Source organism: Ihubacter massiliensis (assembly GCF_024125305.1).
Classification (GTDB): Bacteria; Bacillota; Clostridia; order Peptostreptococcales; family Anaerovoracaceae; genus Hominibacterium; species Hominibacterium faecale.
The window spans coordinates 2,068,086-2,091,980 of record NZ_JAMXVH010000001.1; the positions used below are offsets into that span (position 1 = coordinate 2,068,086).

At 49.2% G+C, this 23,895-nt stretch carries 18 protein-coding genes and 2 pseudogenes; 3 read left to right on the top strand and 17 right to left on the bottom strand.

The window, feature by feature from the left end:
* Positions 1 to 17: 17 nt before the first annotated feature.
* The 4 genes from NIA71_RS09620 to NIA71_RS09635 form a co-directional block, all read right to left on the bottom strand.
* Positions 18 to 935 (bottom strand): SufB/SufD family protein, encoded by a 918-nt coding sequence (locus tag NIA71_RS09620; RefSeq protein WP_148396875.1) that lies wholly within the window; start codon positions 933 to 935, stop codon positions 18 to 20.
* Entirely contained in the window at positions 928 to 1,659 is a 732-nt protein-coding gene (locus NIA71_RS09625; RefSeq protein ID WP_148396876.1) for an ABC transporter ATP-binding protein, read from the bottom strand. The genes NIA71_RS09620 and NIA71_RS09625 overlap by 8 nt, the downstream gene beginning before the upstream one ends.
* Before the next feature lie 14 nt (positions 1,660 to 1,673).
* Positions 1,674 to 2,378: a pseudouridine synthase gene (locus NIA71_RS09630; protein WP_148396877.1), complete on the bottom strand. Its 705-nt coding sequence runs from the start codon at positions 2,376 to 2,378 to the stop codon at positions 1,674 to 1,676.
* A gap of 128 nt (positions 2,379 to 2,506) precedes the next feature.
* Entirely contained in the window at positions 2,507 to 2,662 is a 156-nt protein-coding gene (locus NIA71_RS09635) for a hypothetical protein (protein ID WP_227755515.1), read from the bottom strand.
* A gap of 195 nt (positions 2,663 to 2,857) precedes the next feature.
* Here NIA71_RS09635 and NIA71_RS09640 point away from each other — a divergent pair, with 195 nt between their 5' ends.
* On the top strand, positions 2,858 to 3,661 hold the full coding sequence (locus tag NIA71_RS09640) for a threonine/serine ThrE exporter family protein (protein ID WP_227755516.1): 804 nt from the start codon (positions 2,858 to 2,860) through the stop codon (positions 3,659 to 3,661).
* Positions 3,658 to 4,110, top strand: a complete 453-nt coding sequence (locus tag NIA71_RS09645) for a threonine/serine exporter family protein (protein ID WP_148396879.1) — start codon at positions 3,658 to 3,660, stop codon at positions 4,108 to 4,110. The genes NIA71_RS09640 and NIA71_RS09645 overlap by 4 nt, the downstream gene beginning before the upstream one ends.
* Before the next feature lie 19 nt (positions 4,111 to 4,129).
* On the opposite strand, the gene NIA71_RS09650 is transcribed toward NIA71_RS09645, so the two are convergent.
* The 10 genes and pseudogenes from NIA71_RS09650 to NIA71_RS09690 form a co-directional block, all read right to left on the bottom strand.
* A complete protein-coding gene (locus NIA71_RS09650) occupies positions 4,130 to 4,939 on the bottom strand; it encodes an amidohydrolase (RefSeq protein WP_336246084.1) in 810 nt (269 codons plus the stop codon).
* 688 nt (positions 4,940 to 5,627) lie between these two features.
* Entirely contained in the window at positions 5,628 to 6,479 is an 852-nt protein-coding gene (locus NIA71_RS09655) for an Mrp/NBP35 family ATP-binding protein (protein WP_148396881.1), read from the bottom strand.
* 81 nt (positions 6,480 to 6,560) lie between these two features.
* The gene (locus tag NIA71_RS09660) at positions 6,561 to 7,838 is read right to left on the bottom strand and encodes a sensor histidine kinase (RefSeq protein ID WP_253020304.1); all 1,278 of its coding nucleotides are present in this window, start codon (positions 7,836 to 7,838) and stop codon (positions 6,561 to 6,563) included.
* Positions 7,839 to 7,856: 18 nt separating this feature from the next.
* Positions 7,857 to 8,045, bottom strand: a complete 189-nt coding sequence (locus NIA71_RS20065) for a LytTR family transcriptional regulator DNA-binding domain-containing protein (RefSeq protein ID WP_367177916.1) — start codon at positions 8,043 to 8,045, stop codon at positions 7,857 to 7,859.
* Positions 8,046 to 8,239: 194 nt separating this feature from the next.
* A pseudogene (locus NIA71_RS20070) lies at positions 8,240 to 8,557 on the bottom strand (LytR/AlgR family response regulator transcription factor); the annotation flags it as partial.
* A gap of 560 nt (positions 8,558 to 9,117) precedes the next feature.
* The gene (locus NIA71_RS09670) at positions 9,118 to 9,879 is read right to left on the bottom strand and encodes a Rossmann-like domain-containing protein (protein ID WP_148396884.1); all 762 of its coding nucleotides are present in this window, start codon (positions 9,877 to 9,879) and stop codon (positions 9,118 to 9,120) included.
* Between the two features lie 517 nt (positions 9,880 to 10,396).
* Positions 10,397 to 11,242 (bottom strand): annotated as a pseudogene (locus NIA71_RS09675) (FAD-dependent oxidoreductase); the annotation flags it as partial.
* Positions 11,243 to 11,412: 170 nt separating this feature from the next.
* Positions 11,413 to 13,278: a DUF6273 domain-containing protein gene (locus NIA71_RS09680; protein WP_253020306.1), complete on the bottom strand. Its 1,866-nt coding sequence runs from the start codon at positions 13,276 to 13,278 to the stop codon at positions 11,413 to 11,415.
* Positions 13,279 to 13,615: 337 nt separating this feature from the next.
* Positions 13,616 to 15,256: a recombinase family protein gene (locus tag NIA71_RS09685; RefSeq protein WP_253020307.1), complete on the bottom strand. Its 1,641-nt coding sequence runs from the start codon at positions 15,254 to 15,256 to the stop codon at positions 13,616 to 13,618.
* A 17-nt stretch (positions 15,257 to 15,273) separates the two neighbouring features.
* Positions 15,274 to 15,450, bottom strand: coding sequence for a DUF6870 family protein (locus NIA71_RS09690; RefSeq protein WP_253020308.1), 177 nt, complete (start codon positions 15,448 to 15,450; stop codon positions 15,274 to 15,276).
* 229 nt (positions 15,451 to 15,679) lie between these two features.
* Here NIA71_RS09690 and NIA71_RS09695 point away from each other — a divergent pair, with 229 nt between their 5' ends.
* Positions 15,680 to 17,026: a Na+/H+ antiporter NhaC family protein gene (locus NIA71_RS09695; RefSeq protein ID WP_148399116.1), complete on the top strand. Its 1,347-nt coding sequence runs from the start codon at positions 15,680 to 15,682 to the stop codon at positions 17,024 to 17,026.
* 28 nt (positions 17,027 to 17,054) lie between these two features.
* On the opposite strand, the gene NIA71_RS09700 is transcribed toward NIA71_RS09695, so the two are convergent.
* From NIA71_RS09700 to ppdK, 3 genes are all read right to left on the bottom strand, one after another.
* Entirely contained in the window at positions 17,055 to 17,564 is a 510-nt protein-coding gene (locus NIA71_RS09700) for a helix-turn-helix domain-containing protein (protein ID WP_253020309.1), read from the bottom strand.
* Between the two features lie 156 nt (positions 17,565 to 17,720).
* Positions 17,721 to 21,164, bottom strand: coding sequence for a pyruvate carboxylase (locus NIA71_RS09705; protein WP_253021295.1), 3,444 nt, complete (start codon positions 21,162 to 21,164; stop codon positions 17,721 to 17,723).
* Between the two features lie 32 nt (positions 21,165 to 21,196).
* A complete protein-coding gene (gene ppdK, locus NIA71_RS09710; RefSeq protein ID WP_253020310.1) occupies positions 21,197 to 23,848 on the bottom strand; it encodes a pyruvate, phosphate dikinase in 2,652 nt (883 codons plus the stop codon).
* Positions 23,849 to 23,895: the final 47 nt, after the last annotated feature.

Consider the following 23,895-nt stretch of genomic DNA (forward strand, 5'->3'; position numbering starts at 1 on the left):
GCCTTTGTCTCATTTTTCTATTTCAAAAATCCCGAAATAATTTTTTCTTCGGCTTCGGCCTCAGTAAGGCCTAAGGTCCGCAGCTTGAGGATCTGTTCGCCTGCAATCTTTCCGATGGCTGCCTCATGGATCAGCTGTGCGTCCACATGGGATGCCTCCAGCGCCGGGGCTGCGGAAACCGTTCCGTTGTCCGCCAGAATGGCGTCGCATTCCGAATGGCCGGTACAGCGGGTTTCACCTTTGATAACCGAACGGAACATCTGATGGGAATTGCCCCGGGCAACGGATCTGGAAATCAGGTCGGCTCCTGAATCCTCCCCTGCAAGGGTCACCTCAAAATCGGTCTCTGCTTTCTCATAGCCATCAGTCATGATTCGCTCGCGCACCACCAGCTTGGCCCGCGCAGCCAGGGTTCCCGTAGTTTTACGGATGGTACTGTCAACCCCTTTGATCTGGACCGTATCCATTTCCAGGCTGGCATCCTCCGCCAGCTCTACTTCCGTCACCGGATCGATGCGGCGCGCTCCCGTACCGCTTCCCGTACCGATATGTTTTTCCGTATAAAGTACGTGGGCTCCTTTTTCCAGAACAAAACGATGGATCCCGTTGTGGCGGGCCTCATCATCGCTGTCTGTATGAACACCGCAGCCGGCGACAATGGTCACATCCGCCCCTTCTCCCACATAAAAATCATTGTAAACTAAATCGTCCACATTTCCCCTGGTCACGCAGGCTGGTATGGAAATGGTTTCGCCCTTGGTTCCCGGCTTGATGTGGATTTCCAGGCCAGGCTTGTCCGTCTTAGATTCAATGCGCACATGTTCCGTAGACTGGCGGCCGGCGCACATGCCGTCTTCCCGTATATTGAAGGCGCCTTTAAAATCTCCGTCAAACTCGGAGACAATGCGCAGTAGAGTTTCCGTAATCTTATTCATGGCAAATCTCCTCCTTTCCATGAGGGCAGCGAATCGTCCGTTCTTCTGAAAGCAGCGTCGGCAGGATCTTCTCCCGAGGTCCGGCGCTCTTCACACGGCCCGCTCCGATAACGACGATCTCGTCGGCAATGGATAAAATTCGCTCCTGGTGGGAAATCACCAGCAAAGTCCCCTCGTTTTCCTGGCGCAATTCTTCAAAAGTCTCCACCAAACGGGTAAAGCTCCAAAGATCGATACCTGCCTCCGGTTCATCGAAGATGGACAGCTTGGCATTGCGAGCCAGAACGGTAGCAATCTCAATGCGTTTGCTTTCGCCTCCTGAAAGGGACGCGCTCATTTCCCGGTCTATGTATTCTTCCGCACAGAGCCCCACTTTTCCCAGCAGTGTGCAGATGGACGTTTCATCCAGACCGCCGCCTGCGGCCAGATCCAGCAGATCGCGAACGGTCAGTCCCTTAAAGCGTACCGGCTGCTGGAACGCATATGCGATTCCCTTTTTTGCCCGATCCGTCACGTTGGCCTCGGTGATATCTTCTCCCTCCAGGAAAATCCGCCCTGATGAGGGCGTTACAAGACCTGCGATCAGTTTGGCCAGCGTGGTCTTTCCTCCCCCGTTGGGGCCTGTAACGACAATCAGCTTGCCCTTTCCTATCTCCAAATCGATATCCTGGATGATTTCCTCGCCGTCCGGCGAATCCCAGGCAATATGTTCCAGTCTCAGCATACCATTTTCCTCCTCTATAAACCTTTCAGATAATCGATTTCCTCTTTTGTCAGTTTCCGATAATGGCCTTCTTTCAGGCGCCCAAGATATAGATCCCCAATGGCTGTTCTCTGCAGCTCCTGCACTTTATTTCCAACAGCGGCGAACATCTTGCGCACCTGCCGGTTCTTGCCTTCGTGGATTTTAATTTCCACCAAAGCCGAACGCTCCGCCTGCTTGATGACCTTCACTTGTGCCGGAGAAGTCACAAAACCGCCGATGTCCACGCCCCTCCGCAGCCTGGCCAGCTTTTCATTGGAAAGTACGCCGGCTACCAGCGCCCGATAGGTCTTGGTAACCTGATGCTTGGGGTGTGTCAATCGGTACGCCAGATCGCCGTCATTGGTCAAAATCAGCATTCCGGATGTATTGTAATCCAGTCTCCCGACTGGAAACAGTCTCGCATCCACATCGGCTACCAGCTCCATGACCACCGGCCTGCCCTGTTCGTCTTGAACCGAGGTAATGTATCCCACTGGTTTATTCAAAAGCACATATTCCTTCTTTTCCTGTGAGCGGATGGTAGTACCGTTGACTTCCACCACATCCCCCGGTTTCACGTCATAACCGGGCTCGCGCATGGTCAGGCCATTGATCTTCACGTTTCCGTTTATGGTCAGTTCGTCCGCTTTGCGCCTGCTGGCGATCCCGGCATGGGCAATATATTTATTTAATCTCATAGTCGCTCCTCAAAATTTAAGAGGCCCGCGGGCCTCCGGTTTCTTGTCCCGCTTGATTCTACCATATTTAGGGCAAAATGAAAAGACCATGCTTCCATGGTCTTTCAGAGAGTTGATTTATTTACCACCTAGTGGTAGGAACCAAATACCTGCTCAAGGCTGTATTCTTTCTGTTCGTCGGAAAAGTCGTCGTCTCTTACACAAAGCCGCAGCAGAACTTCTTTCTGACTGATTTCCTTTTCAATTACAACGTTTCCGTTGCTGTCTTTGACCAGAACTATCATCCTATGACCCTCCCTTCGAACCGCTTTCTTTATTACTTTATCATGATAACGTGATACGCAGGAAAAGTCAACCGATTTTCTTTTGTTTTTGAAGATTTTTAAGGGATTCTTCATTTGCTGTAGGCAGGGCCTTTTGGTATAATGGGACGTAATCAATCATATACCTGTAAAATGTTGTGTAGAAGGGCTTATAATATGATCAATCCATTTCAAAAAAAAGTGCTGATTCTAGCCGTTCGGGCGGGAGAACTGATGATGAAAAACGGGGCGGAAATCTACCGGGTGGAAGATACCATAGAGCGGATTTGTAAGGCCTGCCGGATCCATTATGTAGAGGTTTTCGCCATGCCCACCGGCATCTTCGTCTCCCTGGATTCCGGCGATGCGGACAGCGATATGTATACGTATGTAAAGCGGATCAAGGGCGGCGGCGATACGGACCTGACGAAAATATCCGAAATCAACCGCTTTTCCCGGGAGTTTACTACAACGGACCTTTCCGTAGAAGATGGGATGAAGCGGCTAAAGGAAATTGACAATATACCCTCGGCCCCGCTTCCGGTACGGCTGCTGGGAGCTTCTCTCGTTGCGTCCTTTTTCTCCGTGCTCTTCGGCGGGGGAATTCTCGACTTTCTCTGCGGACTTTTGATCGGAGCTGCCAGCTATTTGCTGTCCCTTTTGCTCAAGCGTTTTTCCATCAATTATTTTATCCGAGGGTTCTGCTGCTGTGCCGTTTCGGCAGCCCTTGCCCTCACGGCGGCGGCTTTTATTCCGGGAACCAATTCCAATGCCATTATCATCGGCACCTTGATGATCTTTGTTCCCGGCGTAGCCATCACCAACTCCATCCGTGATTTTCTGTCGGGCGATATGCTGTCGGGACTTGCCAGAGCCACGGAAGCCGCTTTGATCGCCATATCGCTGGCTGCCGGGGCCGGTGTGATCATGAAGATTTGGAACTCGGTATTTGGGTCTTTGATAGGAGGTACGTTCATATGATTTCCGCATTTTTCTTTGCCCTCTTTGCCACGCTGGGATTTTGCATCATCTTTCATGTGCCTGCCCGCCATATTCCCGTTGCCGCCTGCATCGGCGCAGTGGGCTGGGTGGTCTATCAGTCCCTCATGGCTCTGGGAGCTACGGCGGTTGTCTCCTGCTTCATCGCTTCCTGCGCGGTGGGGCTGCTCAGCGACATCGCCTCCCGCGTATTTAAAGATGCTTCGACCATTTTCACCATTCCCGGCATCTTGTGTCTTGTCCCCGGTTCCGGCATGTACAACACCATGGCCGCGCTGGTTTCGGGCGATCTGAAAGATGCGGCGGCCACCGGCAGCAATACGCTGATGATGGCAGGCTCTATCGCCTTGGGACTGCTGGTCGTGGGCGCGGTGCTGCGGATTATTCTATCTATTGTACACCGGGCCAGCTATATCGCCGGAAAGCTGTAGCCTTCCGATCTGCATATGATTAAACAGGCTCCTTCCTATATATTATGCGGCCGTCCTTGATCGTAGCCAGAACTTCCATCTCCAGGATTTCACCAGCAGCGGCCGCTTCATAAGGATCCTTGCTGATCACTGCCATGTCGGCGGTTTTTCCCACCTCCAAGGAGCCCTTTTGTTTTTCTTCACCATTGGCATAAGCAGCATTGACCGTACACATCTTGATGGCCTCGGTAACAGAAATGTTTCTAACTTGATTATAGCCGCTTACGCAGTGGGCCAGATAAGTAAGGGGCTGAATCGGCGCCACCGGCGCGTCGGAGCCGCTGAGGACAGTGATCCCCTTTTCGATAATTTTATGAAAGGGGTCCATTCTGTCTGCCCGCTTTCTTCCCACCACATTGGCGAACTCTTGGCCGGCTCCGTCCCAAAAGTAGGAAAAGCTCGGCTGCATGGAAAGAATGATGTCCAGTTCTTTTGCCATTTGGATCTGTTCATCTGTGGGGAGGCAGAAATGCTCCAGCCTGTGGCGGATGTCTTTTCTCCCCTGCTCCGAAAATACCCGAAGATATGTATAGAGCAGCTGATCGATGGCCCTTTCGCCTACAGCGTGCATGGTACACTGCATGCTCCGTGCATGGGCTTTTGAAATAAAATCATATACTTCCTCATCGGAATGATAGAGCATTCCCCGAAGCTCCGGCCGATCCGTGTAGGGTGTGAAGCAGGCCATGGTATGTTCAAATGCTGCACCGTCAAGGGTCAGGATACCGTTTTTCCTTGATATATTGATCCAGAAAATTGAAGCCGTACACCCATCCGTCTCCCGGCTCAGCGAGACATCTTGCTTCTATATCACCGCATTCTGGATGTGCGCCGCATTGCTTGCCATCATGACCATCCTCAGATTTATCCTCTCCGGGAGCAAATTTAGTTATAAGAATCGGAAGGGGCTTTAAACCTGACGAGGTGCTGGGACCCGGAAAGGTGTTTTGTGAGCAGGTATCGTAGCGGGGCCAGGAAAAATATCAAAAACAGGCATGGCAGCGGGATCCGGACCTGGACCCGGAAAACTTTTGAAAAAAATTGCATTATTTACGCAAAGTTGTGAGCTTGCAGGGTCTGATCTCCGCAACCTGCGGCCCGCGCGGCCTCCATGGCGAGTCTGAGTGTGCCTGAGCGTTGAAACTTGCGTAAAAAGTGAAATTTTGTTTTACTTTTTTCCCGAAGATCCCCACATCGTATCTGCAAGCCGCAGCAGCCTCGCATTGCAAAGGTATGGCCCCACTGGCTGGAAGCAAATTTCATGAAATCAAAAACGCAGGGCGGCTGCATGAAGCATATCGCTTTTCATGCAGCCGCCCTTTCTTGTACCTTTTATTTTCGCTTGTTTCTTTTACGCCGCAGCTCCAGCTTGTATATAACCATTACTACGATTAATACCCCCGCCAAAGCCCAGGGTATCCAGGTTTGCCCTTGTAAATCCATCTTTTTCTCCCTTTTGCTCAAACAGCAGCGGCTTTCTACATGGTTTCCAGTTTCTTTGCCAGCTCTTCCAGCCAGTCGCCTTCAAAGAGTTCGATCATTCCCTTGTCGCAGGCCGCAGCCAGCTTAGGATCGATCGGCAGGCGTCCCAGCACTTCCAAACCGTGTTCCTTGGCGACCTCTTCAATATGGCTGTCGCCGAATACTTGATAATCCTTGCCATTGTCCGGACAGGTAAAATAGGACATGTTTTCCACCAGACCGATGATTGGAATATTCATCAGCTGGGCCATTTTAACGGCTTTGGAAACGATCATCGATACCAGTTCCTGTGGAGAAGTAACGATTACGATACCATCCACCGGAATGGATTGGAATACGGTCAGCGGCACATCGCCGGTACCCGGCGGCATGTCGATGAACATGTAATCCACATCCCCCCATAAAACATCGGTCCAGAACTGTTTAACCGTTCCGGCGATAACCGGTCCTCTCCATACGACCGGATCCGTGTCGTTTTCCAGAATGGAGTTGACAGACATAGTGCCGATGCCTGTCTTAGTTTTTACCGGAAAGATTCCCAGTTCATTGGCCACGGCTTTTTCCTTCAGCTTAAATGCCTTGGGAATGGACGGACCTGTAATATCCGCATCCAGGATCGCAGCTTGGTATCCCTTTCTCTGCATGGTCACTGCCAGCAGCGAGGTCACCAAGGATTTTCCTACGCCGCCTTTTCCGCTGACAACGCCAATTACTTTTTTGATATTGTTGTATTCGTTGGTCGGTTCGATCAGGCTCTCAGGCTGCTGATCAGAACATGCGTGTTCGCATCCGCTGCAGCATTCTTCCGTGCATCCGGTGTCGCCGCAGCCTCTTGTATTTTCTTCCATTGTTTATTTCCTCTCTTCTGTTATTGACATATGTTATTTATATTATATCGGGAAAGCCCGGCTTGGTCAACCGGGTATTACCTATATTTTTACCATTACATCAACAACAAAGAGTCCGCCCTCCGCATAGCAGACGATTTCGCCTCCCAACCGGGCAGCCAGTTCTTTCATAGTGGGAAGCCCAAAGCCATGTCCTGCTTCCTGCTTGGTCGACTTGGGCAAAGTCCCCTCCCGAGTGACCAATCGTTTATCGCAATGATTTTTGATCCGAATCAGCAGCAGGTTGTTATGTTTTTTCCGCATTTGCAGACTGACAAAACGTTCTCTGACAGGCAGCTTTTGGCTGGCCTCCCATGCGTTTTCCAGAGCATTGGAAAGGATCAAACATAGTTCCACTCGATGGGTGATGATGATCGGCACGGAAACATCGATTTCAATGGCTGTTTCCAACTTCTCGAAACGAGCGACGAACTGGGTGAGCACTCCATTGAGATAGGGGTCCTCGCAATATTTGCTGCCTGCCAGTTCATCGCTATAATCCGACGCTTCCTGTAAATAGGACTTTGCCTCCTCGCTCCTTCCCTCTGCCAGCATTCCTGTCAAAGCGGCAAAATGGGCTTTCATATCGTGCTTCATTTGACGAATCATCCGCTGGTTTTCCAATTGCGCCTCGTAGGTTTCCATCTGAATCCGCAGTTCCCTTTGCTGCTGCTGCGTCCGAAAAAGCAGCAGCTGTCTGTAAAGCGCGAAAAAGATAACCAGATAGGTCATCGGCATCAAAAGCAATACTAAAAACATCGCTGGAAGGTCGTGAGGCCGATCGGTAACCACCGTCGGCCAGTTGGACATCACCGCCAGCAGCATGTAGTACAATGCTGTCATCAGCGCGAAGATCCACCACCCTTTTTCCACATGGCTCTGCACTTCCAGGTAAGGCTTTCGCAAATATCGATATACAAAAAACTCAAGCAGCGGAAAAGCTACGATACGGCTCACCAGCATGATCACGCATTGGCCGTGCAGATAAAAATCCAGCAGATTGGTCACTGCTATGATCCAAAGGGCAATGGTATCTGTAATACAAAAAGTAAAGAAAAAACGTCCGCCCCGGTCCTTGGACATATAGAAGAAAAAGACCAGGCTGGGCAGCGTGCAAGTAAGGATGAACAGTTTTCCCATAACCCCCGGACCGAATCTTGCCAAGCCCCAGACGTTGCCCAGGATTAACAGACCCATGCAGATACCGGTGGCAATCATCGTGGTTTTCAGAGAGTAACGTGAACGATAGATCAGGATAAAAAGAATCAAAATATGAAATAAGGACCATAGAATCGATAACTGGCGTAATAATTCTTCCACGAGCGTGTCTCCCTTTGTTCAATCAAATTCCTCGAAGAGCGCTCTTCGATACCGCTCTTTCGCCTGCTGGTAATAAGGTCTGGAGATAGGGATTTCTTCTCCCCCGCACAAAAAAATGTTTTGCTGCATATCGTCCACATTGTACATATTGACGATAAAACTCTGATGACATCGGAAAAATATTCCTGGATCCAGCGCCTCGGCGATTTCATTGAGTTTTCCGCCGCTGCTGTATTCACTCCCGTCTTTGCATTTATATAAAAGATTATGCCCCGGCTGGCGATATAGAGGAGTTTTTGGTAAGGGATCGCGTAGGGCTTCCCATACCGCTCAAAGATTACGGCTCTTCCCTTATTTTTTTTGATCTGATGTTCAGCTCTTTGCAAAAGCCTGTCCATATCCTGTTGTTCCACTGGTTTGATCAGGTACTGAAACACATATAGATCATATGCCTGGCGATAAAAATCATCGCTGGTGGAAACAAAACAGATCAAAGCCTCTTCGTCCATACTGCGGATGTTTCCGGCCAAGTGAATGCCGTTTTCATCATCCTCCAGAAAAATATCCAGCAGATAAAGATCAAAGCGAAGGGAAAGTTCTTCCATATCGAGTATCAGTTTTTCTCCGCTGGTATAGAGTTCGCAGCTATGATCCACGCCGATCATCTGCACCAGCCGCCGAGTATCTTTTTCGTTGTCTTCACAAATTGCAATACGCATGCCTTATCCCTCGTCTTCCGGCCCCGAGGGCCTTCTTTTAATTAACCTGTCAGCACGTATGCCACCTGCAGATAGCATATCGCGCGGCGAACGTTCTTTGAAATCTTGAAACAATGAAAATAATACCCTTATATTATATAGAGAACTGCGTAAAAATGTAACGTCAATCTTGTCGATTTTTCTGCAAAATTTGACCAATTTCTTTCGTTACCGGGTCATATGGGGCATCAGGCCTCAGTGGTGATCGCATATTGGCAGTTTTCTGGCGGCATGAAGAGAGGGTTGCCGGCGGTATGGAAGGAGAGTCGTAAATAGCAGGCTGCTGGAAGGGAAAAGCTGTTTGCGGAAAAAAGCAAAAAAATTATGCGAAATTTACGCATTTTTCAACGATTGCGCCCCCTTAAATTGACCATAGCGCAGGAAAACCTTCTTTTTGGCAAGACGGGGCCCCGCAAACCCACAACTTTGCGTAAAGATTGCCAAATTTCGCAGAAATTTTCCGATCTTCGGCTCCAGGCAGGCCCGCCCAGTTGGGATGGAAGGTCCCCGGAGACAAAGATTTACGGTCTTACTTTTACATTCTTCTTGATCATATAAGGTCTCAGCCCATCGATACCAGATGCCAGGGATATCAAGCGAAAGATTTCGCTTTTCTTGGTGCCATCCCACCAGCTTCCTGCCAGAATATCCACTTGCGTGCCCCTGAATCCTTGCGGAAACATGGGCGTACTGGATCCGAGCATAACGATGCGGCTGTCCGGCGCGCACCAGCGGAGCAGCTGATCGATGGTTCCATTGATAGTTGTGGTGCCGCTTAGAAAAACAACTTGGCACTGGGGCAGCAATTCTGCTTGTCTTTCTGCAGGGTAGATACCATCCTGTCCTTCTCTTCCCTTATCGAACATGTACATCTGGCAGTTGTAGGGCTTTAGCATCATGACGGCCGGTTGGATCATACCGATCATGCCCACCTTTTCGCCTCCCGTCAAATGCAGTCCGAATGGTTTTCCCTCCTGGCTGCAGTCGGGCAAATCCTGCTGGGTAGAAGCCGCATTGAGAACTGCATTGCCAATGGCTCTTTGAATATTATCCCTTCCTTCGGCCGCCCAGTCAGCGATTTGCGCCGCCGAAACGCCGATCATTTCTCTGGCGTAGGGGAAAACGGAGCATCCGCCGGGCAAATCTTCCCGGAGGACATAGGACACGCCCACACTGTCATCGTCCAGCTGGACAGCGATCAGGGAAATTCCTACCACCAGATCTTTTATGGTTCTGTTTTGGGTATATGGCTTTGCAGCTTGTAAAAGTTTATCGATCAACAATTCAGGGTCCTCCTTTTATTGGGATTGTCTGCAGTCCAATTTGGAAGCAGAGGCGACGATGCTGTTATTCCTCTGTACTTGCTGCAGGGTCATTGCTGCTGTTTTCTGCTGTCGGGTCTGTAGGTGCGGTTTTAGCTTGTGTTTCTCCTGCTGCAGCTTGCTCTGGGTCTTGCCAGTGCCCCCAGTTCTTCTTCCAATGCATTCATAGACATTATACGCTGTAATCCTTGCTGTTGCAAGCACTGGAAGGTTTTTGGCTTGATATTCCACTGGGAGTTTGGGACTTTTCAGATTAGTTTTTTCTTTCTTCAAGCAGATGAATGGGACTGCCTGATGAAGCAAATCGCTTTTCATGCGGCAGCCCTATTTGCGGGAGTTCACTCGGCAGCACAAGCTTTTTTCAAATGTTGGGTGTATAGATTTTCGGATTGCGGAAAAGATTTAGTAAAATTTGCGTGAAAAAGGAGCTGATCGCATTCATCACGAATTCGAATGCAGCAGCTCCTCTCAGCATTTCTTAAATCAACTTTTCACTATAAATGTCCTCAAGGCCGTATCGTTTCACCCGTTCCCGGATCTCTTCCCGATCAATGGAATACAGTCCTTTTTCTTTCATTCGCTTAAAGTATTCCGCTCCGGCAAAGGTATAGCGTGTCATCAAACCTTCCTCGCTTTCCAGGTTCTTATTGGCGAAGGCAATCAAATCGCCGATGGCCAGGCCGATAGGCAGTTCTAAAAGCTTCATGCCTTTCAGATACCGCACCGCGTTATGCCCGGCCAGGCTGCCAGTGGAGATGGCTTCTGTGTGGCCTACAAAAAGTCCGGATTTTTCGCCGCCGCAGAAAATATTTTCAATTCCGGCTGCCTTCATCGAATTTTCCCGTTCCGCCACGGACAGATAGCGAATGGAGTTGCCTTTTCCCCCGGCGTAAGGGTCCACATATCTGGCATTTTCAAAGCCCGGAACACGGCGCAAACTTTCCAGCGGGAAGAAGGGCGTCATGATTTTGGCATAGCCCGTGTCCAAAAGAACAATGTTCTCCGCATATTCAGTCAGGGCATACTGCTGACAAACCTTCAAATCCAATTTTTCCGGCACGATTTCTTCCTTTGGCACAGGAATGACTGCTACGCCGTATTCATCCAACTGCTGACGAATTTCATCGGAAAGGGAACCTTTTTCCAACTTGCCCGATCCGCTGAAAGCGCCGAAAGCTCCGTCTTTTCGGCGGCCCATAATATCACTCTTGCCTGCTTTTTGCGTTATGCTGACTCGCGGGCCGAAGGCCGGGCACCTGAGGATGCACATGCAGCAGCCATTGCCGTATGTAAGGCAGTTTCCCATAGGCCCGGTAGAGCCGGTGCATTTGGTAAGCAATTGGACAAAACCCTCGCTTTTACTTTTGCGGCTTTGGTAACCGCAGGGATTACGTCCCCAAACATAAAAATCTCCTCCTTCGTTCTTCTCTTTGTGAGCATTATAACGAAGAAAGAGATTTTTTGCTGTGCTATGAAACACGCATTTGTCTAATATTATTTTGTACGAACGCTCTTCACGGTTGAATAGGGGCTGTAAACTTTCTTGCCTTTGACGATTCTGTAGGAGCGCACTTTATAATAGTACCGGTGATGACTCGTCAGACAAATGCTCGTGTAACGTCTCAGCTTACTGCGGGAATCTTTGATCTGCTTATATTTGCCGTTTTTACTTTTTGCTCGGTAGATACGATAACCATCGGCTCCATGGACTTTTTTCCAGGATATCCGAATTTTCTTTTTGCCTGCGGTCAGTTTGTAAGAAGGCGCTTTGGTCCGGGGCACGGCCTTTAGCCTCTTGGAGAAGTTACTGTACAAGTTTTTCCCACCCTGATTTTTGTATGCGCGCACTTTGTAATAATAGCTCTGGCCGGTGGTCAGCTTCTTGTTGGTCCAGGAAGTGGCTTTGGTGGTCTTTACCTTTTTGTATTTGCCGTTCTTGGTGGCACGATAGACCTGGTAGCCGGCTGCGCCCTTTACCTTCTTCCAGGTTACTTTGGCGCTGTTATAGGTGACCGAACCTTTTACCTTCGGCGTGGCCGGGGGCGCGGCCTTTGGTTTTGGTACGGTGGTTTCCTGTTCCTTCACGTTCAAGTTTATGGTATAAGGGGTGCCGGTGGCATAATCGGTCCGCTTGTCTCCATTCCACTGTTCCCCGTAAATCTTCAAGGTGTAGGTTCCGAGAGGAAGCCCTGCAGGGATTGTCAGGCTGGAGCTGGTCGCTGTTTTGTTGCTGTTGATTGAGCCGTAGTACAGGATTTCTCCCCTGGAATCGGTCAATGCCGCGGTCACATTGGTGTAATTTGCACTGCCAAAGGATTGTAATGCCGGATGGCGGATTGTCAGTGCGGCCGCAGGATAACCTTTTGTCAAGGTGACCGTGTTGCCACTGACTCCTTTTCCGGAAACCCCGGCGCTGCCGGACATGGAGTTTTTATCAGACAGGGTGGCCTTCCATTCCGTGATCGAACCGTTTGTTGCCACTTTTTTAAAGGTCGAGGATTTGCTGCCTTCGGCAGCCGATGTGAAGAGGACAGAGGACAGATTCAAATTAAAAGCGGGAGCAGCGCCGACGTCATTCGAGTGCACATTTCCGATAGCCACCTCACCGTCAAAGTCAACGATGGCGGCAAAGTTAGCCTCAGTAGTGGACGCCGAACGCAGCCACCAAACGCCCGCAGAATTAGCGCCCTGACCTTTTGCATACGTTGTCACAGTTTGTTTTCTGGATTGGGCAGCGCCATTTGCATTATAAAACCCATATTTTTCATTGTTTATATCTGCTGCCGTAAGGCAAAAGATTTTGTTCCCTCCTATGGCAGGATTTGTATACCATCCATAGGTATCGTCGCTTTTACTGCCATTGCTGTTCCAGATCGCTCCTTGTTCGCTCTCCTGAAATGCTGTTTTTAAAAATCCGCCTGATGTATAGAAGCCGCTAAAGCCATCACTGTTCAGCCACTTTAACAGATTGCTGTCTTTCCATTCATTTCCCTCAACAGAATTTTCATTAAATTGAACGCAATCTACGACCTGGTCGGAAAGCAACAACATACATCCATTCTCAGAGGATAAACTGTTCTTTTTGCCGTTGTCCAGGACCTTCCATTTTATTGGCTCCTTATCTGTAGCGTTCCCTTGATAATATTCCCCGAAATACAGGTATTCGCCTGACCAGGCAGCATTCTTACTTGCCGGCTTTGCAGGATTGGCGATTCCACCGCTGCCTGCTTGAATGAGTTTCTCTTTTGCTGCCGCCATTGCAAGAAAGCCTTCGCCTGGCAGCAATGGTATTGTTGCCGTGATCAGGCAGAGGGACAGCACCGCGGCCATCACTCTCTTCCAACGTATGGCGCTAATCATTTTTCTGTCCCTGCTAAGAATCCTTTTTTCCATAAGCGCGCCTTTCTCTACGTTGCGTGTTACCTTGATTTTAACTATATCTTACAAGCTTTTTAATAACATTTCCAGTATCTTTTATTTTACCATGCACTTATGTCATCTTCAATATTTTTTTAAAATTCTAACATTTACTGTTAAATATTCTGCAATTCTTACCGCACATTTTTAAAATACTCCGAAAAAACGTCACAGTTAGGAGACAGTCTGCGGACTTTAATGGACATGGAACTGAGTACTGCTGATTTTGTACAGAGACGCCATGCCGCTGACAATAATATAAATCGTGTCAATCTATTCTTTATCTAAATAAATCCCCAAACTTAAAATATATCGTAAGATTTTTCTCCTCATCCACATAAATTCGTTCTACCAGTTCTTCCAGGAGCGGCCTGTTAAGGGCCGCGATATTCTGGTGTTTTCGGAATACTTCTTTCCACTGCCTTTGCTCTTGTTTCTGCGTTTCATCCTTTTGATCGGCATCCATCTGCGCAAGATTCTTTTCCAAAGCTGCTTTCTGTGTGCGGAATTTTTTGCGAAAACTCAGATATTCTTTCTCTGTCAGCAAACGTTTATTATAATCCAAATACAAGGTTTCCAACTGTTTATCCAGTTTTTTAAGTTCTGCTTTCGCAGCCTTCTTCCGGCTCTTTTGTTCACTGCGCCATTCCCCTTCATCCAGCTCTGCGATGCCTTCCATGATCCCGTCCACATCGACCAAAGAAATCTGCAGCTGGATTGCTTTAAGTACTGCTTTTTCAATGATATCCGCCTTCGTAAAATGGGAAGTGCAATCGTTTTTGTTCCTTTTATAGTAGGTGCTGCAGGCATAGTAGACCCGCTTGCCATTTTTCCGTTTGTGCATTTTCCGCTTGCAATCCGCGCAGTACACAAAGCCCGACAGGAGTGACGGCTCCGACTGGCAGCTTTTCATGCTTTTATTCAACTCCAGCAGCTCCTGCGCCTTGTCAAAAACCTCTTGCTCGATGATCGGCTCATGCCGGCCTGGGACAGCGGCCCACTGGTCTTCAGGCACTTTAATTTGCTTATGAACTTTGTAGCTGATCACGGTGAGCTTTCCCTGTATCATCTCCCCGAGATAAGTCCGGTTTTGCAATATCGTTTTGACCGTCCGCGCGCTCCAGGCAAAGCTTTCACTTCCCTGCACCCCGGGATTTTGGTATTTGTATCCTTTTGAGACTTTGTAGCCTGTGGGATTTGGTATGTTTTTTTCATTTAACGTTCTTCGGATTTTCTCCAGCGCCATACGGTTTACCACATACCATTGAAAAATTTGCCTTACGATACTGGCGGCCTCCTCATCTATGATAAAGCTGTACTTATCCTCTGGATTCCTTATATACCCATACGGCGGAAAACCGCCTTGAAATTTTCCTTCCCTGCGCATGTTCTGAAAGGTTTGACGGACAGACCTGGACGCGGACTCGGCGATTCGATCGTTGACGATCCCATTTAGGGGCAGCTCGTAGCCGTGTACCACATTGGGGTTCCTATAAGTGTCAACTTCTGGGGCTTCCAGGGTAATGAACCGGATTCCCATTCTGGGAAAATATTCCTCAAGAAAGTACCCCTGATCCGAGTAATTTCGAAAAACCCGGGACAGCATCTTGGAAACGACACAGTTTACATTGCCGCCTTCAATGTCTTTGATCATTTCCTGAAAGGAAGTTCTTTCATCATTGGTGGTTCCGCTGATTCCATCGTCAATATAGGTTTTATAGAGTTTGTACGGTTCACGGAATTCCTCTTCTAAAAAGTGCTTGATAATCGCATCCTGATTTTTTACGCTGAGGCTCACATCGTTTCCATCGGCAACCGAAAGCCGGATATAGACTCCGATCTTCCAGACGATCGGCTCGCTTTGGCTGCGAAAATAAACGCCGTTTTTGTTTTTGCCATCCTTTGCAAGTCGTGTTCCCATGGTTCCTCCTTCAAACGCTAACGGTGATTCATGGTAATGAAGTATTGCCGTAACTTGCTTTCGATGGTTTGGCTGGTGTCGCTGAATCGCATCGTCACCTTGGTCTTGCCGCTGAGGAAGCAATAGGGATTCTCTGTTTGCTTGAGATAGGATTTGATTTTGTTTCCTTTGGTGTTGCTGTTCGCTGGTTTCATATGCACACCCCCTTTTAAAAAATATACCTGGGACAAAGGGAATATGCCTTTTATCTGAATCACAAGAAAGCTGTCAGGGGCGTCTTGTAAATTATAATAACAATACAACTGACATTTTGGTTTACCATAATGAAAACACTTTATTTTTAAGCAAGTTAGTGGAAAAGGGCTGCATACAAAAGGGCTAAACCCGCTAATAATAAGAAGAAAACATGCGGGGGATCACAGTATGAATAAGACTTGCAGCAAAAATTACAAAGCTCTGGCATTCCTGCCGCTGGCTCTTTTTCTGGGATTGTACGTGGGCTGCGGAATCGCTTTTACTTTGGCGGGAGCAGAAAATCCCTTTGCAAAGATGCCCCGTTACGTGGCTGTGATGGCGGCAATTTTGGCGGCGCTGCTTTTTTACGACCGAAAAACACCCGTCAGCCAAAAGCTGGATGTCTATTGCAGGGGCGCCGGAAGTTCGGGAGTCATGCTGCTGGGCATCGTTGTTCTCATGGCAGGAGGTTTCTCTTCGGCCGCAGAGGCAATGGGCGGAAAGGAATCCATTGTCAACATGGGGCTCACCCTCATTCCCCACCATTTTTTAATCCCTGGAATTTTTATCGTAACCTGCTTTATTTCTACTTGTATCGGAACTTCCACCGGGACCCAGGTGGCCTTGATTCCCGTTGCAATGGCCCTAGCCCAGGGAGCAGGACTGAATGCGGCCATGGCCGGATCGGCTGTCATAGCCGGTTCCTATTTCGGCGACAATCTGTCCATGATTTCCGATACCACCATCTGCGCGACCAAAGGTGTTGGCGCAAAGATGAAGGATAAGTTTCAAATGAATTTATTGATCGCCCTGCCCGCAGCAATGATTACCATCATTCTTTATGCTGTACTGGGCGGCAGCCAGGGGGGAACCGCAGATACTCAGGACCTGTCCTATCACGTGGTCCAGGTTTTGCCCTATGTGACCGTCCTGGCAACTGCCATCGCAGGGCTGGATGTCCTCCTGGTATTGCTGATCGGCATCTTGATGTCCGGCATCATCGGCATTGCCATGGGCACCGTCACCTTCTTTGAGTGGACGATGGCCATTGGTTCCGGGATGGAGGATCTGTTTTTCCTGGCTGTGTTTTCCATGCTCATATCGGGATTGATCGAGCTTGTGAGGTATTACGGCGGCATCAGCTGGCTCTTTGAAGCCATGACCCGCAAGATAAAAACGCGAAAAAGCTGCGAATATCTCATCTCTTTTTCCTGTATGGCCCTGTCTGGAACCACGCTGAACAACCCGGTGGCCATTCTCATAACTGCGCCGGTAGCCAAAGAGCTGGGTGAAAAATACCGGATCGCTCCAAAGCGCCTGGCCAGCCTTTTGGATATTTTTTCCTGCATCATTCTTATGCTGCTGCCCCACGACAGCGGCCTCCTGCTGGCCCAGCAGTACGGGCACGTCACTTATCTGGAAATCATGAAATACTCCTTTTATCCGGTCCTGCTGTTTTTGTTTACTTGCGTTACCATACAGTTTGGGCTGCTGCGAACGAAAGAAGAAAGCAGTTCGGGGCGGCGCGGCTTGTAAATTACCATGGCGGTATCGTATAGCAGTTTTATACGTTCTTCCGCGTCATGAAAATTCCAACGATTGCCCCTATAAGGATAATAGGCGCTGATCTGACAAACAGCCATTCGAATACGTGGAAAGCTGCTCCTGCAACGGCGGTTTCAGGGTCATCATAATTCCAACCTAAGTAAGGACTGTTTGCTACTATTAAGACCGCAAAAATTGTTACTATGACCACGCACAATGAGATGAGCAGCCAATGAAGCAGTTTTCTCCTTGCGGCCTTCTTTTGTGCAAGTTGTAAGTTGATAATCTCCAGTTTTTCGGAAAGCGCTTTCAAGTCATTCGCTTTTGGCTCAATAACTGTTTCACCAAGCAAAGTGCTGACGGGCATTTCAAGCACTTCCGATATGGAGATTAGCATGTCGGAATCAGGAACGGACAATCCTTGCTCCCACTTAGAGATTGTCTGTCGCACCACATTCAACTTGATAGCCAGTTCTTCTTGCGAAAGTCCTTTTGATTTTCTGATTGCTTTTATATTTTCGCTTAACATCAGGGAAATCTCCTTCCTTTCATTGGTTACCGCTATTGTATATGGAACTGCCCGTTGCTGCAAGCAACGGGCATTAACAATCAAGGAAAACAACGCAATTGTTGCGCCAATTCTCTCATTCGACATTTTTCGACACTGATCTCGGCAGCGCCACGCTTACTTCAGCTTGACGATCAGCTGTCCGATTTTCACCTGCTGGCCTTCCTGGACATAAATCTTGTCCACAGTCCCATTCATTGGTGATAAGATATTGGTTTCCATCTTCATGGCCTCAATGACGGCAAGGGGCTGTTTTTCCCTGATTTCCTCACCTTCCTCCACCAGGACTTTGAGAATGTTTCCTGGAATATTGGCCCCAATCTCCGTTAAGTCTTCTTCATCGGCGTATAAAATCTGCGATATCTCCGATGCGATTCCGGCATCTTTATCCCTAATTCTTACAGCGGTGCGGCTTCCGTTGACCTCGAACACCACATCGCGAGAACCAGCTTCATCCCCATCGCCGGCATGAATCAGTTTGATGATCAATTCTTTTCCTTCTGCGATCTTCACCTCACAGGTCTCGCCCTCAGCCAAACCATGGAAGAAAATATCGCTGCCCATCAAACGAAAATCCCCTTCAGTTCTCACTTCCTTAATATAGTCTTCGAAGACCTTGGGATACAGCGCCCAGCTGAGGGCCTGACGCTCTGTGCCTTCGAGATTTAATTCTTCCCGCAGGGTTTTCTTAATCCCATCAAAGTCTTTGGGCTGCAGCAAATCCCCCGGCCTGCAGGTGATCGGCTCTATATTTTTTAGTACCAGCTTTTGCAGCTTCTCGGGAAAGCCTCCTTCCGGCTGGCCCATCATGCCTTCAAAATAGGAAACAGCCGAGTCCGGAAAGTCAATGTCCTTTCCTTTTTCATAGATGTTTTCCGGCGTCAGGTCATTTCGCACCATGAAGATGGCCAAATCCCCCACTACTTTGGAAGTGGGCGTTACTTTGACTATGTCTCCCAGCATCTCGTTAACCGCTTTGTACATGTCCTTGACTTCCTGGAATTTATGGCCCAGTCCAAAGCTCTCCACCTGAGGTTTCAAATTGGAATACTGTCCTCCTGGTATTTCATATTGATAGATTTCCGCTGAGTTGGCGGTAAGCTCCGATTCAAACTTCTTGTAAACCGGCCTTACGGCTGCCCAGTACTCGGATATCTTTTGCAGGCCCTCCTGCTCCATCCCAGTGGCCCGCTCCGTATTTTCCAAAGCAGCCGCCAAGGAATTCAAAGCCGGCTGACTGGTCAGCCCCGACATGCTGTTGAAGGCCGCATCGGCCAAATCCACGCCTGCTCCGGCGGCCATGAGTGTGGCTGCGATGCCATTGCCGCTGGTATCGTGAGTATGCAGATGAATCGGGATACTGACTTCCTGCTTTAGCGCTGTCACCAGCTTGCTTGCAGCCATGGGCTTGAGCAGACCGGACATATCTTTAATTCCCAGTATATGGGTCCCCCGCTTTTCCAGTTCCTTTGCCATCCGTACATAATAGCTTAGATTGTATTTTTCCTTTCGTTCATCCAAAATATCTCCCGTATAGCAAATGCATGCTTCGGCAACTTTCCCCTGATTCAGAGTCTCATCCAGAGCAATTTCCATACCTTGAATCCAGTTGAGTGAATCAAAGATACGGAAAACGTCGATCCCCGAACGGGCCGATTCTTTGATAAACCTGCGGATTACGTTATCCGGATAATTTTTGTAACCCACTCCGTTGGAACCGCGGATGAGCATCTGCAGCAGGATATTGGGAATTTGGGCGCGCAGAAGGTCCAGTCTTTCCCATGGCGACTCCTTGAGGAACCGGTAACACGTATCGAAGGTCGCGCCGCCCCACATTTCTATGGAAAACAGATCCTTTCCATAAACGGCGGTCGCCGGTGCAATCTTTTCCATGTCGACGGTTCGAACCCGCGTTGCCATCAGGGATTGCTGAGCGTCCCGCATGGTGGTATCCGTCAGCAGGAGCTTTTTCTGCCTTTGAATCCACCGGATCAGTCCGTCCGGCCCTTCTTCCTCCAGAATCTGCTTGGTCCCTCTCAGCTCTTTCAAATCCTCCTGCTTGATTCTCGGGAAAACCGGCACATCAAACTCCGGTTTTATTCCTTTTGTTTCATTGACAAATTGATTTCCCAGGAAGGCCAGCACCTTCATTTCCCGGTCTTCTCTGACTCGTATATTGAGCAGCTTGGGATTGTCGGCTATAAATCCCGTGTCACAGCTGCCCGTGCGGAAATCAGGATGGTTGAGCACGTTCATGAGAAAAGGCGCGTTGGTCTTGACACCCTTTATCTTCATTTCCCTAAGAGCCCGCATGGCCTTGTCAGCCGCATCGGTAAAGCTTCTGGACCAGGCAGTTACTTTTACCAGCAGGCTGTCGTAATAGGGCGAAATTTCCGAATCAGTAAAGGCATTGCCGCCGTCCAGGCGGATCCCAAATCCGGATGCGCTTTGGTATGCGGTAATTATACCCGTATCCGGGGCAAATCCGTGAATAGGGTCCTCGGTGGTTACTCTGCACTGGATGGCATAGCCTCGCGGCTCGATGGATTCCTGCCCTTTTATGTTCAATTCCTCCGAATTCAGGGGGTAGCCTTGGGCGATAAGAATCTGGGACTGGACAATATCGATTCCCGTTGTCATCTCCGTCACGGTATGCTCTACTTGAATTCTCGGGTTCATTTCAATAAAATAGTGGCCGCCATATTCATCCACTAGAAATTCCACCGTGCCCGCGCTGCGATAGTTGACAGCGCCGGCCAATTTGAGCGCGTCCCGGCAGATTCTCTGTCTCTGTTCCTTTGTAAGGCAGATGGCTGGGGTAAATTCCACTACTTTCTGGTGCCGTCTTTGGATCGAGCAGTCCCGCTCGTACAGATGCACCAGATTTCCATATTGATCGCCCAGCACCTGCACTTCGATATGCTTAGGCCGCTCCAGGTACTTTTCGATGAAAATATCATCGATCCCAAAGGCTTTTTTGGCTTCCCGCTTTGCGCTCAAAAACTGGGGGATCAGTTCCTTGCGATTGCGGACGATCCGCATTCCTCTCCCTCCGCCGCCGGCGGCCGCCTTGAGCATAATCGGATACCCGCAGGCCTCTGCGTATTTAACCGCATCCTCTTTTGTCTCAATGGCTTTTTCGATTCCTGGAATGGTAGGCACGCCTGCTTGATTTGCTGCAAGTTTGGATTGAATCTTGTCGCCCAGGCGTTCCATCATTTCATGGGTGGGGCCGATAAAAACAATTCCTGCTTCCTCACAGGCTTTGGCAAACGCAACATTCTCAGAGAGGAATCCATACCCCGGGTGGATTGCTTCTACCCCCTTGGCTTTTGCCAGCTCGATGATCTCATCGGCCGCAAGGTATGCGTCCACCGGCGACTTTCCCTTACCGATGCGATAGGACTCGTCGGCTTTTGATCTGAAAAGCGCGTTCTTATCTTCTTCCGAATAAATTGCTACACTTCTAATACCTAATTCTTTACAAGCCCGAAAGATTCGGATTGCGATTTCTCCCCGATTGGCGACCAGCACTCTTTTAAAGGTCCTGATGGTTTTCATCTTTTCAATCTCCTTTCCGCTGCCTTTCTCTCTCAGCATCCCTTTTCGCTCCCATCCAGCAGACGCTTTATTCTTGCCTGGGCCGCGGCCAGTCTTGCCGCAGGTACACGGAATGGTGAGCAGGATACATAATTCAATCCAATGCGATCACAAAATTCGATGGATTTGGGATCACCTCCATGTTCACCGCAGATGCCCAGGTGGATGCCTGGTCTTACTGCTCTTCCTTTTTTCGTTCCTGTCTCCACCAGCCAGCCTACACCGTCCTCATCAATCGACTGGAAGGGGTCCTCTTTGAAGATGCCCTTTTCCTTGTACTCTTTGATCATTTTGCCCGTATCGTCTCTGGAAAAGCCAAAAGTCAGCTGAGTCAAATCATTGGTACCAAAAGAAAAGAATTCCGCTTCTTCTGCGATTTCATCGGCTGTCAGAGCGGCCCGCGGCAGCTCGATCATGGTACCGATCAAATAGGGAATCTGCTCACCCTCCCGCGCCATAACGGACTGGGCAGTTCTCTCCACCGTTGCCTTCACATCCGCCAGTTCGTTTTTCATACCAGCCAGGGGGATCATGATTTCCGGGACAAGATTGAGATTCTCTTCTCTGCGTACCTCAATCGCCGCTGCTATAATTGCTTCTGCCTGCATCTCGGCGATTTCCGGATAGGTGACCGCCAGGCGGCAGCCTCGATGCCCCATCATCGGATTGAACTCATGCAGCTCCTCTACTTTCTTAGCCAGCTTCTCATAAGGAACGTAGATCTGCTCCGAAAGCTGGCGGATCTCGTCCTCCGTATGTGGCAGGAATTCATGAAGCGGCGGATCCAGCAAGCGGATGGTCACCGGCCGTTCTCCCATAATTTGATAAAGTCTCTTAAAATCATCTTTCTGATAGCTTAAGAGGAAGGATAGGGCCTCCCTCCGTTCTTTTTCCGTATCCGCCAGAATCATTCTTCTTACAGCGGGAATGCGTTCTTCCTCAAAAAACATATGCTCGGTTCTGCAAAGACCAATTCCTTCGGCTCCAAAATCCAAAGCCTGCTGGGCATCTCTGGGATTATCCGCATTGGCCCGAACTCCCAAACTGCGAAGTTCATCCGCCCATCCCATAATCGTTTCAAAGTCGCCTGAAAGCTCCGCCGGTACTGTTTTCAGCTGACCCAGCAGCACCTCACCGGCCGTACCGTCCAAAGAGAGATAATCGCCTTCCTTTAACACGGTATTCCCAATGTTTAAACGATGTCCTTCTTCGTCAATATGAAGCTCCCCACAGCCGGAAACACAGCATTTTCCCATACCTCTGGCTACCACCGCAGCATGTGAGGTCATGCCTCCTCTAGCCGTGAGAATACCCTGGGCCGCTGCCATTCCCGCCAAATCCTCGGGGGAAGTCTCCAGCCTTACCAAAATGGCGGCAATCCCGTTCTCAGCAGCTGCCACAACATCTGAGGCTGTAAAGTAAATCCTGCCGGTCGCTGCTCCCGGAGATGCGGGAAGTCCCTTTGCGATCCGCTCTGCCCCTCCCAAATCTCCATCGTCGAATCTGGGGTGAAGGAGCTGGTCGATCATGGCAGGTTCCAGCCTCATGACTGCCGTATCCTTGTCAATCAGCCCCTCCTTTACCATGTCTACTGCGATTTTAACCGTTGCCGCCGCGGTTCGCTTTCCATTTCTGGTTTGAAGCAAAAACAGCCGGTTTTTCTCAATGGTAAATTCGATATCCTGCATATCCAGATAATGGTTTTCTAAAAGCTTTGAAATACGAAGGAACTCTTTGTACGCTTCGGGAAACGCCTTCTCCATTTCTCCAATGGGCTGCGGCGTCCGCACTCCGGCGACCACATCCTCCCCCTGCGCATTAACCAGGAATTCCCCAAAGAGCGCTGTTTGTCCATTGGCCGGATTTCTTGTAAAAGCCACGCCCGTTCCTGAGGTCTCGCCCATATTTCCGAACACCATGGCCTGCACATTTACCGCAGTACCCATGTCTTCTGCAATTCCGTTGAGCTGTCTGTAAAGGATCGCCCTTTTATTGTTCCAGGATCGGAAAACAGCTTTGATCGCTTCCATCAGCTGGTCGCCCGGATTCTGCGGAAAGCAGCTTCCGGTTTCTTTCTTGACCAGTGCTTTATAGTCGTCGATGATGGTTTTCAGGTGGCCTGCTGTCAGCTCCACATCAAAGCGGCAGCCTTCCTTTTCTTTCTTAGTATCAAAGATAGCATCGAATTTTGCCTTTTCAATCTCCATCACCACTTCGCCGAACATCTGGATGAATCTGCGATAGCTGTCATAGGCAAACCGTGGATTTTCTGTCAGTCTGGCGAGACCTTCTGCCGTATCGTCGTTCAGTCCCAGGTTCAAAATCGTATCCATCATACCGGGCATGGAAATTTTAGCCCCGGAACGAACCGATACCAGAAGAGGATTTTCTTTACTGCCAAAGCCTTTTCCCGTTACCTCTTCCAGTTCAGCAAGCTTTTCAAAAATTTCCCCAGCAAGGTCATCTGCCAGCTTTTGATCGTCCTGATAATATCGGCTGCACGCCTGAGTGGTAACGGTGAAGCCAAAGGGTACCGGCAGGCCGATTTTTGTCATTTCAGCCAGACCAGCACCTTTTCCGCCCAGCAGCTCCTTCATGTCCTTTGAGCCTTCATTAAACGAATAGACAAACTTTTTCTTTTCCATGTTTCTTTTCCTTTCATATAACAACTGTTCATGTTTTTCTACAAATT

Coding starts and splice junctions, on each gene's coding strand:
- NIA71_RS09705 (WP_253021295.1), bottom strand. CDS start 21,164: ATGAAAACCATCAGGACCTTTAAAAGAGTGCTGGTCGCCAATCGGGGA.
- NIA71_RS09635 (WP_227755515.1), bottom strand. CDS start 2,662: ATGATAGTTCTGGTCAAAGACAGCAACGGAAACGTTGTAATTGAAAAG.
- NIA71_RS09620 (WP_148396875.1), bottom strand. CDS start 935: ATGAATAAGATTACGGAAACTCTACTGCGCATTGTCTCCGAGTTTGAC.
- ppdK (WP_253020310.1), bottom strand. CDS start 23,848: ATGGAAAAGAAAAAGTTTGTCTATTCGTTTAATGAAGGCTCAAAGGAC.
- NIA71_RS09680 (WP_253020306.1), bottom strand. CDS start 13,278: ATGATTAGCGCCATACGTTGGAAGAGAGTGATGGCCGCGGTGCTGTCC.
- NIA71_RS09640 (WP_227755516.1), top strand. CDS start 2,858: ATGATCAATCCATTTCAAAAAAAAGTGCTGATTCTAGCCGTTCGGGCG.
- NIA71_RS09685 (WP_253020307.1), bottom strand. CDS start 15,256: ATGGGAACACGACTTGCAAAGGATGGCAAAAACAAAAACGGCGTTTAT.
- NIA71_RS09625 (WP_148396876.1), bottom strand. CDS start 1,659: ATGCTGAGACTGGAACATATTGCCTGGGATTCGCCGGACGGCGAGGAA.
- NIA71_RS09700 (WP_253020309.1), bottom strand. CDS start 17,564: ATGTTAAGCGAAAATATAAAAGCAATCAGAAAATCAAAAGGACTTTCG.
- NIA71_RS09645 (WP_148396879.1), top strand. CDS start 3,658: ATGATTTCCGCATTTTTCTTTGCCCTCTTTGCCACGCTGGGATTTTGC.
- NIA71_RS09695 (WP_148399116.1), top strand. CDS start 15,680: ATGAATAAGACTTGCAGCAAAAATTACAAAGCTCTGGCATTCCTGCCG.
- NIA71_RS09655 (WP_148396881.1), bottom strand. CDS start 6,479: ATGGAAGAAAATACAAGAGGCTGCGGCGACACCGGATGCACGGAAGAA.
- NIA71_RS09690 (WP_253020308.1), bottom strand. CDS start 15,450: ATGAAACCAGCGAACAGCAACACCAAAGGAAACAAAATCAAATCCTAT.
- NIA71_RS09630 (WP_148396877.1), bottom strand. CDS start 2,378: ATGAGATTAAATAAATATATTGCCCATGCCGGGATCGCCAGCAGGCGC.